Genomic DNA, 16,104 nt, shown 5'->3' with positions numbered 1-16,104 from the left:
TGTCCACTCCTTGGTCTCCTGGCCCCGCGGGCCAGGTCTGTTTCGGTCTCGCGCTCGGCTTCAACACTACGGTCCCGAATCACCACGGTCCCGCGTTCAACGGACCAGACTGTTGGCCGAACCCGATCGAGACAATCGCCGGTCTGGACATCTGCACCGGGAACGTTGTCCACTGTGGACCTGAGCCGATCGGGTCGGTGTCCTTAGGCTCGCGGCATGACAGCCACTCCGGTCGGAGGTCCCGAGCTGCGGCAGACGCGACGGGTCCGCACCGACATCCCCGGCCCCCGCTCCCGCGACCTGGCCCGCCGCCGCCCTCCCGGCCGGATTGACCAGTGCCGCAGGGGTCTACGTCGCAGCGGCCGGCGTAGGGAGATCTACCGACCAAAAGGTGAACCCGGCGAGTGCCGCAGCACCCGCCGGGCTCACCATTCGAGTCGTCTAGACGCGGTCGCCTAGTGTCGAGTTCAGCTGCTCATACCGTTGCGGCGACCTGGCTTTGATGATGTATGCGCCGATGACGCCCACGGCCAGCGAGGCGAACAGCATCACGGTGAAGGAGATCTGTAGCCAGCCGCCGCCACCGAGCAGCACGTCCATTCCCGTTACTGCGTACCAGAGGAACGGCAGTAGACCGGCGATACCGAGCAGAGGTGCGATGAAGGTGTTCCAGGGTCGCTTGTCCACATTGGAGCGGCGGAAGAACACGAAGATCGCGACGCTGGCGAGGGTCTGCAGCAGGATGATGGCTGCTGCACCGACGCCGGTCCACCAGGTGAACAGAGTGGCGTAGGGGTCGAGGCCGAAGGCAGCGAAGATCGCCACCACCACGGCGACCATTCCGATCTGGACGTAGCACGCAATCGCCGGCGACCGGCGGGTTGGGTGGGTGGTGCCCAGACGGGACCAGAGGACGCCCTGGCGGCCCAGCGAGAAGAGATACCTGGCGACGTTGTTGTGGAAGGTGAGAATGGCAGCGAACAGGGCTGTGATGATCAGCAGCTGAAATGCTTCGGTGCCGACGCTGCCAAGCACACTGTCGCTGACAGCGAAAACCAGGTTGCCCCCCTCGGTCTCGGCGAGGCCGACGGCATTGTCCACGCCGACGGCGTTGACAATCAGAAATGCGGTGATGGAGTAGAACGCCCCCATGAAGATCACCGAGCCGTATGTGGCCCTGGGCACGGTGCGTTTGGGGTCTTTCGCCTCCTCCCCGTAGATGGCGGTGCCCTCGAATCCGATGAACGAGGCGTGCGCGAACATCAGCGCGACACCCAGCGCGCCTGCGAAGACGGCAGAAGGGAGGAGCGGCTGTAACGAGAAGTCACTGATCGGAGTCGGTGAATTGAACAGGATGCCGATGTTGAGCAGTGCAATTATGCCGGTCTCCAACGTGAGCAGTACGGCGAGCACTCGGGTACCGACATGGATTTGCCGAATCCCCAGGAACAGCGATGCGCCCATGACCAGGAACGAGAACACCCACCACGGGATGACAACTCCGGTGTGCCTGCTGACAAATTCGGATGCGTAGTAACCGAATCCGCCGATCACACCGAGTTGGATGGCGTTATAGCCGAAGATCGCCAGCGAAGCTGAGCCCAGGCCCATCGGTCTACCGAGGCCCCGGGTGATGAAGGCGTAAAAGGCTCCGGCGTTGGTGATGTGCTTACTCATCGCGACGTAGCCCACCGCGAAGACGGTGAGGACCATCGCTACCAGCACGAACGCGCCGGCGATGCCGACACCGTTTCCCGACCCGATGATCACCGGGAACAGTGCCACGACCACCGTCAGTGGGGATGCTGCGGCGACGACGAAGAAAACGATGCCGAGCACACCAACCTGGTTGCGCGCCAGGCTTGCTGAGCCATCGGGCGAGTCTTTGGCGGTTGCCTGCGGTTGAGGGCGATCCTGATCAAGCATGGCGGGTCCTTTGCCTTGAGTTAACGGGTGGTTTTGCTACGGGCAGCGAATTTGACGACCTTGCGTAGTGCGGGACTGGTCGCAACGGTGTATCCGAGCTTCTTGCCGACCTTGGTGTCCATTACTGTTTCCATGGCTCGGTCGATGACACCGGCTTTCGATGGCGGCCCGACGCGTTCTGCAGTCGGGGCAGGCGTGCCATTGAGGTCGGCGATGACGACCTGAGCCGCGTTATGGCCGTTGGCCCCCATCACACCGCCGCCGGGGTGGGTGCCCGAGCCACACAGGTAGTAGTTGCCAACTGTGGTGCGGTAGTCGGCCAACTCTGGGGTCGGTCGATTGTTGAATAGCTGGTCGAAGAACATCGATCCGTGAAAAATGTTGCCCCCGGTCAGGCCGTAGTCACGCTCGAGGTCTTTGGGGGTGATGATGACTCGCTCCTGGATATGTTCGCGCAGGTTGGGCGCATAACGGAAGAGCACTTCGAGCACCTTGTCGGCCCAGTCGTCGCGGATGGCGTCCCAGTCGGTCCCCTTGAGTTCAAACGGAAGCTGTTGCACGCCAAGGGTCATGGTGTGTTTGCCGGTGGGCGCCAAAGAAGGATCGTGCGTGGACTGGATGACGGCTTCGATGACGAAGTCGTCGGGGATCTCCCCGCGGCGCTCCGCCTCCCAAGCGCGCTCGAAGTTCTCGATGGAGGCGCCCATGATCGCCTGCGCCTGGTGTTGTGGGCCCTGCACGCCGGCAGGGAATCCGATGTAGTCGGGCAGTTCGTCGATCAGGAGGTGGATGCGAGCCATCGAGCCGCGGACGTCGTAGTCCTCAAGTTTTTGTGTGAGCTTGGCATCGATGGCGCCCACCGGCAGTAGCTGCAGCATGGAGCGCTGCGGGTCAGCGTTGGAGACAACCGTTCGCGCGGAGATGATCTCACCGTTGGCCAGCCTCACACCGGACGCTTGCCCCTTGGCGACCACCACCTGCTCGACTGGCGAACTGAGCCGGATCTCAGCGCCGTGGGCCTCTGCGCTACGGGCCATCGCCTGGGTGATACCGCCCATGCCTCCCTTAACGAAGCCCCATTGCCCGAGCGTGCCCTTGAACTCGCCGACGGAGTGGTGCCCGTAGACGTACCCGGTGCCCGGTGTCGACGGCCCGCCCCAGACCGAGATCATCCCGAAAAAAGTGAAAAGGCCCTTGATGTGCTCGTTCTCGAAGTATCGGTCCAACAGGTCTTTGGTGGAGAGCAGAACCATTTCATTGAACAGATCTTCAGCGCCGGCCGCCTCGAACGCGGCCAGCACCTGCGAACGGCTCGGCGCAGGGGACATCAGGAACGGCGTGAGGATGGAGGCAAACCTTTTCACCCGCAGGCCGAAGTCCAGGAACGCACCGGCGTCACTCTTGGAGAACTTCTCGATCTCCTTGAGCGTCTTGTCCATGTCCTTCCACACGAACAGATGGCTGCCGTCGGGAAAGATGCTGACTTCGTTGGCATCGGTCTGGTACATCTCCAGGCCGTACCGTTCGAGTTCCAGGTCGGTGATGATCTCGGGTCGTAGCAGGCTGGCGATGAATGCACATGACGACCAGGTGGCACCGGGAATCAGTTCTTCGCTGGTGCACGCACCGCCGACGACGTCGCGAGCCTCGACGACGAGAACCTTCTTACCCGCTCGGGCCAGGTATCCGGCAGCGATCAGGCCGTTGTGCCCGGCACCGATGATGATTGCGTCGTAGGTGGTGTTGCTCATTGAAGTTCTCCCGGAATGACGTGGGCGAAGTAGGTGCGAACAGTGGCGGGATCGACGAGTTCGTTGAAGCCGTCGGTGACGGGCTTCATGGTGGGGTGGGTGTCTCGCAGCCGTTCCCATGCTGCCCAGTCATTGACCTCCATGACTTCGAGGATGTCCGCGGGAGCTCCATCGGGTGCCTCGTCGACCCGAAACGCTTCGAACCGCCGAACGATGTCGTTGTGGGCCAGGCACGTCGGCCGGTCGACCTCGGTGGAGAAGCGTTCGAAGTCGGCAGGGTCCACGCCGGGCAGCATCGAGAACAGATTGACCGCTACTACGGCGCGGTTGGGGGCAGTCATCAAATGGCTCCAGAAGTGTTGTGAGACCGGTTCTGCGATCAAGACTCGAGGTTGATCATGATGTGCTTGATTTCTGTGTACTCCTCGACGGAGTAGATCGACATGTCGTTGCCGTGGCCGGACTGCTTGAATCCCCCGTGCGGCATTTCCGACACGATCGGAAGGTGGTCATTGATCCACACCGTGCCGAACTGGAGTTTGCGGGCGGCACGCATCGCGCGGCCGACGTCCTTCGTGAACACTGATGCCGCCAAGCCGTATTCGACATCGTTGGCCCAGGCAAAGGCCTGTACCTCGTCACTGAATCGGGTGGTGGTGACGACTGGGCCGAAGACTTCCTTCTGCACGATCTCGGAGTCTTGGGCGGCGTCGATGACCAGCGAAGGCTTGTACCAGAAGCCGGGTCCGGTACCGAGTCCGCCGACGGCGAGCGTGGCCGGTCCGGTGGCGGTCGCACGGTCCACGAAGCCCGCTACGCGGTCGCGCTGGCGTTCGGAGATCACCGGGCCCATCTCGGTGGACTCGAGTTCGGGCTGGCCCATGGCGACCTTCGATACGGCTCGGGTGAGTTCGGTGACGAATTCGTCGTAGATTCCATCGGCGATGTACACCCGGGAGGCAGCCATGCAGTCCTGGCCGGAGTTCCCGTACCCGCCTTCGCAGATCTTGGTTATGGCTAGTTCTGCATCGCAGTCATCAAACACCAATACCGGTGCTTTACCGCCCAATTCGAGATGCAGACGCTTGAGATTATCGGCGCCGGCGCGGGCGACCACCTTGCCGGTTGCGGTGTCGCCGGTCAGCGAGCTCATCCGCACCCGTGGGTGCGAGGTCAAAGCCGCGCCGACGGTGTCGCCATGGCCGGTGACAACATTCAAGACGCCGGGTGGGAAGAGATCCGCCGCGAGTTCGGCCAACCGCAGTGTGGACAGTGGCGTCTGCTCGCTTGGCTTGAGCACCAACGTATTTCCGGTCATCAGCGCCGGGCAGATCTTCCAGATCGCCATGACGAGGGGGAAATTCCACGGTGCAACGCTGCCCACGACGCCGAGCGGGTCTCGACGGATGATGCTGGTGTGGGTGGCAGAGTATTCGCCGGCGGCACGGCCCTCCAGCACGCGGGCGGCGCCGGCGAAGAAGCGCATGTTGTCCACTCCGAAAGGAACCTCGTCGCGCGCCACCGCGACGGGCTTGCCGACGTTCTGCGACTCTAGTTGGGCGAACTCCTCGGCATGAGCTTCCAGCCGATCGGCGAGCTTCAGCAGCAATTCGGCCCGCCTACCGGGGGTGGTGGCCGCCCAGTCATCGAACGCCTCCTCCGCCGCGGCTACTGCGCGATCCACGTCGGTCGCGTCGCCGAGGGGAACGGTCGCGATCTGCTCGTTGGTGGCAGGGTTGATGACCGCTTCGGTCGCGCCGCTCGCGGCGGGAACATGCTCGCCCGCAACGTACATGAGATGGCCGTCCGCCATGTGAGATGTCTCCAAACTGGCTCCGACGACCTGAATAACCGGCCGTGTCCTAGTGTTGAACAGTTGCGCTATTGACTTAAGCACAGGCGGACGGGGTGTGCAAGACAACAGCGTGAAGCTTTCGCCAGATGCGGACCCCCGAGAGTGAATACCGGCCGTGCCGGTTTTGTCGCGCGACCTACCGCATACCCCCGGCGGGTGCACTCAGCTCCTCCGAGATGCGTTCTGCGAACAGCGAAGTCATGTGACTTCAGTGAGTGCTGACTGCCGGGATGGGCGTGGTCAGCCGGCCGAACGAATGGCCAGGATCTTGCGCACCTTGTCGCGGTTCTCCGTGATGATCTCGGCGATTGTGGTGCGCGCCAGCTCGGGGTCACGGGAAGCGAAGGCTGTCACAATCCGCTGATGTTCCTCTTCGAGAGTCGAGTCGCTCTCGTACTCGTGGTGATCCAAGGACAGAATGAGAAGGAAGTATCGGAGATCGCCAAGTAGCTCGTCATAGAACTTGTTCAGCCGTGGACTATTCATCAACCCCACGATCGCGCGGTGAATGTCCAGGTCTTTCTCCACGATCGTGCGCGGATCCTCGGTCGACATCGCCACCTTCAGGGCTTCCATGGCGGTCGCGAGCTTCGTCAGGTCGGTGTCGTATCCCACTGATGCCGCGGCAGCCGTCTCTAGATGAAGTCTCGCGCGATAGATGTCCAGGACTTCCTCGTCGGAGGGGTCCCATACCGCCAGGCCGCGATTGAAAACGTACCGAACCAGCCCCGTCCCCTGCAGAAGCCGCACGGCTTCACGAACCGTATTGCGCGAAATTCCCAGCTGATCGGCGATAACACTTTCCCGAATGCGCTCGCCGGGCTTCAGCTCTCCCTCGAGGATCATATCCATCAACCCGTCGGCGATCTGTTGCGCACTGCTGCGCCCGACGATTCGGATGCGATCTGCCACAGACATAGCTACAGCGTACAACTGTTAAACAGCATGCAGGGCTAAGACGCGGCGACGGAGCTGCGCCTTGGCTATTCTGCCCTAATGTTCTACAGTTGCTCCGACCGGGCAGCGGCCCGGATGACCGATCGAGTGTTGGCTCGGGAGCGCGCATCGCCAGCGGTGGCGCGTCCCGCGATCACAAAGGAAACAGATCACGGATGCCGAACCCCGTCGATAGCTGTGTCGCAGCGAGGCGTCGCTCCACGCGGGCCGAACTAATGCAGGCGTCGGCGCCGTGATCAACGGTTCGGACGAACTCGCGCAGATCGCCAAGGAGAGCGCGCTGGAGTCGATCGCCGAGAAGTTCCCCGAACAGCAGGTCGCGGCCGAACTTCGCCGCTTGTACGACCTGACGGGTGAGCTGACCCGCATTCCCACGGAGAAGGACGACACATTCCATCTCGCCACGGCCAGCGGGCAATACCTCGTCAAGATCGCTCCTACCACGGAGAGTGCCCAGCTTGTCAACCTTCAGTGTGCGGTCATGCTGCATCTCGAGAGCTCGTCCCAGGCGATCCCGGCCCAGCGGCTGATTCGCGGCACGCACGGCCAGGTCGAGTCTGCCGTCGTCGACCCCCGCGGCAATGTCCGTATCCTGCGTGTGCTGAGCTTCCTCGAAGGGGTCCTTCTCGCCAAAGCGAAGCCGACGTCTGCTCAGTTCGCCAGTGTCGGTGCAATGTTGGCCCGATTGGACTCCGCACTGACCGACTTTCGGCATCTGGATGAGTCGCGGCTGCTCATCTGGGACCTCAAGAACTTCTTGCACCTGCGGCCCCTGCTGGAGTTGGTCACCGACCGGGACGACGTAACTATGGCTACGTGGATATTCGACCAGTTCGAAGCCGTTGTCGCACCCCGATTCCACGCGCTCGAAACCCAGATGATTCACGGCGATTTCAGTCCCTTCAATGTCGTTGTCGATCCGATCTCCAAGGAGTTCGTGACGGGGATCATCGACTTCGGTGACGTGGTGCGTAGCCCCCTGATATTCGAACTGGCTGTCGCGGTGGCCAATCAGATCGGCGTCGACGAGCAGCGGCCGTGGAGCAGCGCTCTGCACATCGTGCGTGGGTATCGGTCTGTGCGGCCGTTGGCCGACCGCGACATCATGCTGCTGGCGATCGCCGCCCCTGCACGGCTCCTTCTGCGCGCCTTGGTCTTCGGCTGGCGCGCAGACGTCCATCCTGACAGCCGTAACTACGGACTGTCACATTCGGCGCTCGATTGGGCCAGGCTGCGCTGCGCACTGTCGGTGGCCACACCCACGGTTGAAGCGCTGCTGGCGAAGACCGGTGCGACAACGTCTCCGGCAGAAAAGGACTGACAATGACCAAGCCTCGTAGACCTAAGGCGTCCGACCCCATGGTGAACGGTTTCGACAAGTCACGCATCGACGAGTTGCCACCTCGGACCCGCGAACAGGTTGACGCGCGGGAACGCCTTCTCGGACCCGGATACCGACTGTTCTACCAAGACCCGGTCGAAATCGTCCGCGCCGCGGGCACGCTGCTCTACGACGCCGACGGCAACGACTACCTCGACGTCTACAACAATGTCGCAAGCGTCGGCCATTGCCATCCCTACGTCGTCGAGGCGATTCATCGACAACTCGCGACGTTGAACACCAACACCCGGTACATCCAACAGTCGATCCTCAGCTACAGCGAGCAGTTCCTGGGCACCATGCCCGCCGAAATCGGGCATGTCATGTTCACCTGCACCGGTTCGGAGGCCAACGATCTCGCGATGCGGGTAGCCCGGTACTACACCGGCAAGCAAGGGATCATCGTCACGGCCGGTGCTTACCATGGCCTCACCTCGGACGTGTCGACATTCTCGCCGTCGCTGGGCGCCGGTGTCCCGCTGGGAGCGCACGTGCGTACGATCAGCGCACCCGATAGTCTTCGGCACGGCGGCGAGGAGAACGTGGCTGACGTCATGCGTCGTGAGATCCGAGAAGCTATCTCCGATCTGGAACGCCACGGTTTCGGGGTCGCGGCGTTCATCGCCGACATGATCTTCTCCTCCGACGGCATCTATGCCCATCCTGCGGGATTCCTGCAGCCAATTCTCGAAGAGGTCCACAACGTTGGCGGACTCTTCATCGCCGACGAGGTGCAACCGGGATTCGGGCGGACCGGCCAGCACTGGTGGGGATTTCAGCGACACGGTTTGGTTCCCGACATCGTGACGACCGGCAAGCCGATGGGCAACGGCATTCCCATCGCCGCGGCAGCTTTCCGTCCGGAACTGCTTGTCGAGTTCGGTCGCAACATCCGATATTTCAACACCTTTGGTGGGAACTCGGTATCCATCGCGGCCGCCCAAGCGGTTTTGGACGTGATCAACGACGAAGGCCTCGTCGGCAACGCCGACAATGTCGGCAACTACATTCAGTCTGAGATCTCCAAACTGGCAGCCGGTTACGAACAGATCGCTGAGGTGAGAGGTGCGGGATTGTTTGTCGGCGTGGACATCGTGACCGACAGAGACTCCAACACTCCAGATGGGCAAGCGGCACTGCGGGTAGTCAACCACATGCGCCGTCGACGCGTTCTGATCTCCGCTTCAGGACCTCGAGGCAGCGTTCTCAAAGTCCGTCCGCCACTTCCATTCTCGATCAGCGATGCTGACCGAATGTTGGAGAGTCTCGCCGTTGTTCTCAACGAGGAACTTCATTGAGCGACGAAGGCCGGTTCCACACCGCCTCGCCCAGGCGGCGAAGCCCGACGACAGCGGTGCGACACGATGTTGAGGTCATCGAACTGCTCGCTACCAGTGGGATTGAGATCGACACGACCAGCAGACGCATCGCCGAGTACAGTTACGACGCATCGAATTACCGCGTCGCGCCGCTGGCCGTCGCATTTCCCCGCGATCCCGATGAAGTCAGCCGCCTCGTGGCGACATGCCATCATGCGGGTGTTCCCGTCACCCCACGAGGCGGCGGAACGTCGATGGCCGGCAACGCGATCGGCAGCGGAGTCGTGGTCGACCTGTCGCGATACATGAATCGAATCGTGTCGATCGACGCCGCAAGCCGGGCCGCCGTCGTCGAGCCGGGGGTCATCCTGACCGACCTCGCCGACGCCGTCCAGCAAGACACGGGCAACGTGCTGACCTTTGCGCCGGACCCGTCGAGCAGAAGCCGGGCCACCGTCGGAGGATCAATCGGCAACGACGCCTGCGGCAATCACTCCGTTCGCCACGGCCGCACCGGCGACCATGTGGTGTCCCTCGACGTCGTTCTCGCCGACGGTACCCGACTGACCGCTACCCAAGCCGCGCTGAGGGCCACCGATCCCGGGGACGAGGCCGCTGCCGTGCGAGCCAACCAGTTGTCTGCTGGTCTGAAGACGCTGGCCGCTGACTACATGTCGCAGTTTCGTCTTGAACTGGGTCGAATACCCCGGCAGGTGTCAGGCTTTCACCTAGCGAATCTTCTACCGGAGAACGACTTCAACGTCGCACGCGCACTCGTCGGCAGCGAGGGAACGTGCGCGATCGTGGTGGGTGCCACCATGCGGCTGGTTGAGGTGCCGTCGTCAGCGTTGCTGCTCATCGTGGCGTATGACGACATCGTGGATGCCGCGCGGGACGTGATGACGATACTGCAGTACTCGCCCGCCGCGATCGAAGGCATCGACGAGCGGATCGTGGCGACCATGAAGGCTCGGCGCGGTCAGGACTCGGTCTCCGAGCTGCCCGCCGGGCGCGCCTGGCTGTACGTCGACCTCGACGGAGAGGACGACATCGTCGTTGCGGCACAAGCGAAGAAACTCCTGGGTGATCTTCGGGCCAACGGGCGGGCGCTGGACTGCCGCGAAGTCCGCGACCCCGCCGAGCGTAAGAAACTGTGGCGCGTTCGCGAGGACGGAGCCGGGCTCTCGTCGCAGCTGAAATTGCCCGACGGGTCTACCGTCACCTCGTGGCCGGGCTGGGAGGACTCAGCGGTTGCCCCGAAAGACCTCGCCGATTACCTTGCCGACTTTCGGCTCCTACTCGATCAGTTTCATCTCGTCGGTGTGATGTACGGCCATTTCGGGGCCGGCTGCATGCACATCCGAATCACATTCGACCAAAGGACGTCCGAGGGCCGGAAGGTGATGTCGACTTTCCTCACCGCAGCCGCCCGCCTTGTGGTCAAGCACGGTGGCACCCTGTCGGGAGAACACGGCGACGGCAGGGCTCGATCGCAGCTCCTGCCCGAAATGTACTCCCCGACAATCATGGAGGCCTTCGCCAGGTTCAAGCACCTCTTCGACCCCACCAATGTCCTGAACCCCGGCATGATCGTCGATCCGGCGCCGGTGACCCAGCAACTGGCATTGGCGAACATCCCCGCCCGGCGATGGCAAACGACGTTCGTTCTGCACGAGGCGAACAGTTCCGATGATGGAGCCTTCGCCGAAGCCGTCCAGCGCTGCATCGGCGTGGGCCGATGCCGAGCCCATGGCAGCGGCGTCATGTGCCCCAGCTACCGGGCCACCGGTGATGAGAAGGACTCCACTCGCGGCCGCGCCCGTGTGCTGCAGGACATGGTCCGCGGTGCCCGCAGCGTCGAGCAGGGATGGGCGTCCGAGGACGTGCGCGAGGCACTGGACTTGTGCCTTTCGTGCAAGGCGTGTTCGTCGGACTGTCCGACCGGCGTGGACATGGCGACATACAAGGCCGAGTTCTTCGACCACTACTACAGCGGACGGATCCGCCCGATGGCGCACTACTCGCTGGGCTGGCTGCCCCGCTGGCTGGCCGTGACATCACGGGTGGCGCCGCTCGTCAACGGCGCTCTGGCGAGTCCTCTGTGCTCCATCGGCCTGCGCATCGGCGGCTTGACCACCGAGCGGCCACTCCCGCGCTTCGCTTCTAGGCGCCAGCTCCGTCATGAACTGAAACCCGACCGGACGCGGCACAGTGACGTGGTGCTCGTGGTGGACTCGTTCACCAAAGGATTCCGACCTGAGGTCGCCGGGGCCGCACTTCGCGTCGTCGAGGACGCCGGCCATCGTGCAGAGGTCCGCACCGACGTCTGTTGCGGATTGACCTGGATCTCCACCGGTCAACTTCGGCAGGCGCGAAAACGGCTGGTCCGCACTGCCACTGCTCTCGACGACGGGACGAAGCGTCCAATTGTTGTCACTGAGCCCAGTTGTGCAGCAGCTCTGCGTAAGGACCTGCCCGAACTCGTCGACACCCCCGCCGCGCACCGGGTGGCACGACGCGTTCGCAGCTTCGCCGAACAGGTCAGTGCAGAAACTGACCGCGGTTGGACACCGAGCGCCACACCGCCATCCTCAGTCACTGTGCAGACCCACTGTCACGAGTACGCAGTGTTCGGCGCCGCAACGCAACGCCGGGCGTTGGAGTCGGTCGGAATCAAACACGTTCGCGAGGCCACCGGGTGCTGCGGCGTGGCCGGCAACTTCGGCTTCGAGCGCCAACACTACGACGTCAGCATGGCCGTCGCCGAGCAGGCGCTCGCGCCGGCGTTGAGGGCAGACCCGGAAGCCGTCGTGCTCACCGATGGGTTCAGCTGCCACATGCAGGCCCGACAACTCATCGGAAATCCTGCACCGAGCGCTTCGCTACACCTAGCGCAGATCCTCGACCCCCGCACCCGACAGGAGCCACACCGATGACCGCGCCGACGGCCAGTCCCACCTCGACCACCCCCCGTTCCGGAATCTCCTCGATTCCCACCGGGCTATTGATCGGCGGGCGCTGGCGTGAAGCCCTGGGAGGCAGAGTCTTCGACGTGGAGAACCCGGCCACGGGTGAAGTGCTTGCAGCTGTCGCCGACGCCGGCCCGGCAGACGGAGACGACGCGCTAGCGGCTGCGGCTGATGCACAAGCTTCCTGGGCGCGTACCGCTCCGCGACATCGCAGTGAAATCTTGCGCCGCGCCTATGATTTAGTGATGGCCCGGCAGGATTGGCTGGGAGAAGTGATGACGTCAGAGATGGGCAAGCCGCTCGCTGAGGCCAAGAGCGAAGTGGCCTACGCTGCCGAGTTCCTGCGTTGGTTCTCCGAGGAGGCAGTCCGAATCTCCGGTGACCACTCCACCACCGGTGACGGGGCGAACCGAATCATCGTGACCCGCGAACCCGTCGGCCCCTGCGTCCTCATCACCCCGTGGAACTTCCCGCTCGCCATGGGGACACGCAAGATCGCCCCCGCGGTCGCCGCCGGATGCACCATGGTGCTCAAGCCGGCGCCCCAGACTCCGCTGAGCTCGTTGGCGCTGGCCGCGATTCTGCAGGAAAGTGGGCTCCCCGACGGAGTTCTCAACGTCGTCAACACCACTCATGCGGCAACTGTGGTGGAGCGCTGGATGGCGAGCGGGAAGGCCCGCAAGGTGAGTTTCACCGGCTCCACCGGAGTGGGCAAACTTCTGCTGCGACAGGCGGCCGCGACGGTGATGCGCTCGTCGATGGAACTGGGCGGGAACGCACCGTTCATTGTCTGCGCGGACGCCGACATCGACACCGCCGTAGACGGTGCCATGGCGGCCAAGATGCGAAACATGGGTGAGGCGTGCACAGCAGCCAACCGCATGTACGTTCACCGCGACATCGCTGCTGCGTTCTCCGAACGGCTCGCGGCGCGGATGGCGGCGTTGAGGGTGGGCAACGGATTGGACGATGGAACCGAGGTGGGGCCGCTCATTGACTCGGCCGGTCGCGCGAAAGTGCAACGGCTCGTCGACGACGCGTTGCAGCGCGGCGCGACCGCGCTGACAGGCGGCCGGTTGCCGGAGGGACCCGGTTACTTCTATCCGCCGACCGTCCTGGCGAATGTGTCCGCAGATTCCGACTTGATGACCACCGAGATTTTCGGACCCGTGGCTCCGATCGTTCCCTTCGATGACGAAGATGAGGTGATCAACCGTGCCAACGACACCGACTGGGGTCTGGTCGGATACCTGTTCACCCAAGACATCGACCGTGCGCTGGATCTGAGTGAGCGTCTCGAAGTCGGCATGGTCGGTGTGAACACCGGGGTGGTGTCCAACCCCGCCGCGCCTTTCGGTGGGGTGAAGCAGTCCGGTCTGGGACGCGAAGGCGGCAAAGTCGGCATCGACGAGTTCCTGGAGTACAAGTACCTTTCGGTGCCCCGACGCAAGGGGCGCTGAGCCGGTCGGACGATTCGCAGCGGTGACGACCGCCCTGGCGAACCGCTCCCGGGTGACGATCGAGCCGCGGGATGAACGGTGTGACCGCGGCCACTCAGCAAAGCTAGTCACTGACGGGTGCCCGCCCCGGCGGCGTCGCCCTGCCGTGCGCCCCGCCTCGGCGGTCCGTGACCGGGACACGCTCCCCACCTGCGCCAACCCGCCGCTGTAGCCAAACTCACACCGCCAAAGTTGATTTACCCAGAATTAACAAGGACCATCGTGACGTTCTACTTGCCGAGTGATCCTCGCCCAAGTGGAGCGAGCAGCAAACAAAGCCCCGCAACCCGGGGCCAAAGGAGAGTTGAGGGAAATGTCCATCGCGAACTTCCGCGCAGACGTCAAGCGTGCCGTGAAACGGCGGCGCCTCTACGCGCGGATCAATGCCATGCCGGATTCGACGGTTCGTGACGAGCTGCTGGCCATCGCCCAGCGGCACGAGGGCATCCATCGCTGAGGCGACGCTCCTTGTCCAGAGCCGGCAGCCCCGACGGGGTGCCGGCTCTGTTGTTTTCCACCAGGTCCAGGTGCCGTCGGCGCTCACACCCGTTGCATCGCCGGTACACGGTCGGCGACGACGAACGTCGCGCCGGTCTGCACGGCGGCGCCGGGCCGGGACACGTACGGCACGATCCGGAAGTCGGCGCGCACCTGCTCGGCAGTGACAGCCATCCGCACGTAACCCCGGCGGTTGTTGAAGTACCGGATGTGCGGGTTCTCCGGCAGTACTGATGTGATCTCGTCGCGCACATCGGAGCCGTCTCCGCCCGAGCTGATCGAGCTGGTCACCAGTTCGGTCGCCACTACAGGTGTGTGGGTGTCACCTGGACGCTCGTGGACGTCTGCGGCCCAGTGCGAATGGACGTCGCCGGTGAGCACCACCGCGTTGCGCACCGGTGAGTCGCGGATGCCGGCGACGATCCGGTCCCGATTGGCCACGTACCCGTCCCAGCCGTCCGGGTTGAACGAGCGCTGCCGGCCGGGCGTGAGGTCCAGTTGCGAGAAGAACACCTGCTGGCCCAGCACATCCCATCGCGCGCGGGATCTCGCGAATCCGTCCAGCAGCCACCGCTCCTGCTCCGAGCCGGTCAAACTCGCTGTGGCGGAATACCGTTCGGCACAGTCGGAGGCGTACTCGTCACCGCACGGTTGGTCGGTGCGGTGCTGGCGGGTGTCGAGCATGTGGAACGTCGCCAAACTGCCCCAGTGCACCCTGCGGTGCAACGCCATGCCGGCTCTGTGCGGCCGTGCCGATGCGCGCAGCGGCATGTTCTCGTGGTACGCCTGCAGCGCCGCGGCGCGCCGGTGCCCGAACGCGGGATCCGGTCTGGCCGGTACCGTGCCGGCCCAGTTGTCGGCCACCTCGTGGTCGTCGAACACCGCCAGCCACGGCGCGGCGGCGTGGGCGGCCTGCAGGTCGGGATCGGTCTTGTACTGCGCATACCGCTGCCGGTACTGCGCCAACGTCACCGTCTCGGAACCGACGTGGTCACGCACCCGGACTGCGCTGCGCCCTGCCCCGTACTCGTAGTGGTAGTCGCCGAGGTGCAGCACCAGATCCGGATGCTCCTCGGCCAGCCTGCGGTAGGCGGTGAACCAGCCCTGCTCGTAGTTCGAACACGATGCGACACAGACCGTTAGCGGGTCGAGCGAAGCGACCGCGGGTGTCGTCCGGGTGCGGCCCGCCGGCGACACATAGCCGTTCGAGCGAAACCGGTAGAAGTATTCGGCGCCGGGCCGCAGCCCGACCAGTTCGACGTGCACGCTGTGTGCGGCCTCGGGCACTGCGGTGACGGTCCCCCGCTGCACGGTTCGCGTGAACGCGTTGTCCTCGGCCACTTCCCAGTCCACGTCCACCGGTCGTGCCGGCATGCCCCCGAGGCCGTCGTCGGCCAACGGCTGCGGCGCCAGCCGGGTCCAGATCACGGCGCCGTCGGTGGCGGGCTCCCCTGAGGCCACGCCGAGAGTGAACGGATCGGCCGCTGGGCCCGGGCGCTGCGGGGAGCCGAATCCGACGACGGGCAGCGCCGCGAGTAGCGCGGCACCTTTGAGCACGGTCCGGCGGGACGGATGAGGGGACACGGCGCAGTGTCAGCCGTGCAGCTGTCTCGGTGGTGACGCGCAGCGGTACGGTGTCCGCCCGTCGGCATGCCGTTCGGGAAACTCTTGGACGCATCCGCTCGGCAAGCGGGCGCGGCACCGCCATGATTCACTTCAGATCGTGACCGAAGTACCGGCCGGTGACCCGCGCAGCGCCTTCGAGGCGATGCTGACCGCGGCGCTGGTCGCTGGCCGAACACCGGCTGCGTCAACGGTTCTCGGATCCCAGACCTGGGCAGCTGTCGACGCCGTGGCGCGGGCGCACCCCGACGCGACGGCCGAGGAGATCGCGGTGGCCTACGATGCCTTCGCCCGGGAACATGGCCTGCGCCCGACGGCTGAGTGAA

General features: G+C 64.1%; 12 protein-coding genes. 6 read left to right on the top strand and 6 right to left on the bottom strand.

Annotated features, from left to right (window positions below):
* Window positions 1-441: 441 nt before the first annotated feature.
* The 5 genes from BEMPMBAN_RS21610 to BEMPMBAN_RS21590 form a co-directional block, all read right to left on the bottom strand.
* A complete protein-coding gene (locus BEMPMBAN_RS21610; protein ID WP_159233293.1) occupies window positions 442-1,926 on the bottom strand; it encodes an APC family permease in 1,485 nt (494 codons plus the stop codon).
* Window positions 1,927-1,946: 20 nt separating this feature from the next.
* Window positions 1,947-3,677 (bottom strand): phytoene desaturase family protein, encoded by a 1,731-nt coding sequence (locus tag BEMPMBAN_RS21605; RefSeq protein ID WP_159233292.1) that lies wholly within the window; start codon window positions 3,675-3,677, stop codon window positions 1,947-1,949.
* Window positions 3,674-4,018: a RedY/HapK family protein gene (locus BEMPMBAN_RS21600; protein WP_159233291.1), complete on the bottom strand. Its 345-nt coding sequence runs from the start codon at window positions 4,016-4,018 to the stop codon at window positions 3,674-3,676. Before BEMPMBAN_RS21600 ends, BEMPMBAN_RS21605 begins: the two co-directional genes overlap by 4 nt.
* 38 nt (window positions 4,019-4,056) lie before the next feature.
* Window positions 4,057-5,694, bottom strand: a complete 1,638-nt coding sequence (locus BEMPMBAN_RS21595) for a gamma-aminobutyraldehyde dehydrogenase (RefSeq protein WP_234897631.1) — start codon at window positions 5,692-5,694, stop codon at window positions 4,057-4,059.
* A 78-nt stretch (window positions 5,695-5,772) separates the two neighbouring features.
* On the bottom strand, window positions 5,773-6,450 hold the full coding sequence (locus BEMPMBAN_RS21590; protein ID WP_159233290.1) for a GntR family transcriptional regulator: 678 nt from the start codon (window positions 6,448-6,450) through the stop codon (window positions 5,773-5,775).
* Window positions 6,451-6,721: 271 nt separating this feature from the next.
* On the opposite strand from BEMPMBAN_RS21590, the gene BEMPMBAN_RS21585 reads away from it, so the two are divergent.
* The 5 genes from BEMPMBAN_RS21585 to BEMPMBAN_RS21565 all read left to right on the top strand — a co-directional run bounded on the left by BEMPMBAN_RS21585 (window position 6,722) and on the right by BEMPMBAN_RS21565 (window position 14,114).
* Window positions 6,722-7,810 carry a phosphotransferase gene (locus BEMPMBAN_RS21585; protein ID WP_159233289.1) on the top strand — a complete coding sequence of 363 codons (1,089 nt, stop codon included), beginning with the start codon at window positions 6,722-6,724 and terminating at the stop codon, window positions 7,808-7,810.
* Between the two features lie 38 nt (window positions 7,811-7,848).
* The gene (locus BEMPMBAN_RS21580; RefSeq protein ID WP_159233418.1) at window positions 7,849-9,168 is read left to right on the top strand and encodes an aspartate aminotransferase family protein; all 1,320 of its coding nucleotides are present in this window, start codon (window positions 7,849-7,851) and stop codon (window positions 9,166-9,168) included.
* A gap of 56 nt (window positions 9,169-9,224) precedes the next feature.
* A complete protein-coding gene (locus tag BEMPMBAN_RS21575) occupies window positions 9,225-12,125 on the top strand; it encodes an FAD-binding and (Fe-S)-binding domain-containing protein (RefSeq protein WP_159233417.1) in 2,901 nt (966 codons plus the stop codon).
* Window positions 12,122-13,618, top strand: coding sequence for an NAD-dependent succinate-semialdehyde dehydrogenase (locus tag BEMPMBAN_RS21570; RefSeq protein ID WP_159233288.1), 1,497 nt, complete (start codon window positions 12,122-12,124; stop codon window positions 13,616-13,618). Before BEMPMBAN_RS21575 ends, BEMPMBAN_RS21570 begins: the two co-directional genes overlap by 4 nt.
* A 352-nt stretch (window positions 13,619-13,970) precedes the next feature.
* Window positions 13,971-14,114 (top strand): hypothetical protein, encoded by a 144-nt coding sequence (locus tag BEMPMBAN_RS21565; protein WP_200846069.1) that lies wholly within the window; start codon window positions 13,971-13,973, stop codon window positions 14,112-14,114.
* An 83-nt stretch (window positions 14,115-14,197) separates the two neighbouring features.
* Here the strand turns inward: BEMPMBAN_RS21565 and BEMPMBAN_RS21560 are convergent, their stop codons facing one another.
* On the bottom strand, window positions 14,198-15,739 hold the full coding sequence (locus BEMPMBAN_RS21560) for an alkaline phosphatase D family protein (RefSeq protein WP_159233287.1): 1,542 nt from the start codon (window positions 15,737-15,739) through the stop codon (window positions 14,198-14,200).
* A 139-nt stretch (window positions 15,740-15,878) separates the two neighbouring features.
* Between BEMPMBAN_RS21560 and BEMPMBAN_RS21555 the strand changes: the two genes are divergently transcribed.
* Window positions 15,879-16,103 carry a hypothetical protein gene (locus tag BEMPMBAN_RS21555; RefSeq protein WP_159233286.1) on the top strand — a complete coding sequence of 75 codons (225 nt, stop codon included), beginning with the start codon at window positions 15,879-15,881 and terminating at the stop codon, window positions 16,101-16,103.
* Window position 16,104 lies beyond the last annotated feature (1 nt).

The organism is Mycolicibacterium austroafricanum (assembly GCF_902705885.1).
In the GTDB taxonomy this organism is placed as follows: domain Bacteria; phylum Actinomycetota; class Actinomycetes; order Mycobacteriales; family Mycobacteriaceae; genus Mycobacterium; species Mycobacterium vanbaalenii_A.
This window is presented reverse-complemented; position numbering and strand designations above follow the sequence as displayed.

What these genes read in the sequence shown, in the direction of transcription:
- BEMPMBAN_RS21570 (WP_159233288.1), top strand. Translation starts at nt 12,122, where the DNA reads ATGACCGCGCCGACGGCCAGTCCCACCTCGACCACCCCCCGTTCCGGA.
- BEMPMBAN_RS21610 (WP_159233293.1), bottom strand. Translation starts at nt 1,926, where the DNA reads ATGCTTGATCAGGATCGCCCTCAACCGCAGGCAACCGCCAAAGACTCG.
- BEMPMBAN_RS21590 (WP_159233290.1), bottom strand. Translation starts at nt 6,450, where the DNA reads ATGTCTGTGGCAGATCGCATCCGAATCGTCGGGCGCAGCAGTGCGCAA.
- BEMPMBAN_RS21600 (WP_159233291.1), bottom strand. Translation starts at nt 4,018, where the DNA reads ATGACTGCCCCCAACCGCGCCGTAGTAGCGGTCAATCTGTTCTCGATG.
- BEMPMBAN_RS21605 (WP_159233292.1), bottom strand. Translation starts at nt 3,677, where the DNA reads ATGAGCAACACCACCTACGACGCAATCATCATCGGTGCCGGGCACAAC.
- BEMPMBAN_RS21565 (WP_200846069.1), top strand. Translation starts at nt 13,971, where the DNA reads ATGTCCATCGCGAACTTCCGCGCAGACGTCAAGCGTGCCGTGAAACGG.
- BEMPMBAN_RS21580 (WP_159233418.1), top strand. Translation starts at nt 7,849, where the DNA reads ATGGTGAACGGTTTCGACAAGTCACGCATCGACGAGTTGCCACCTCGG.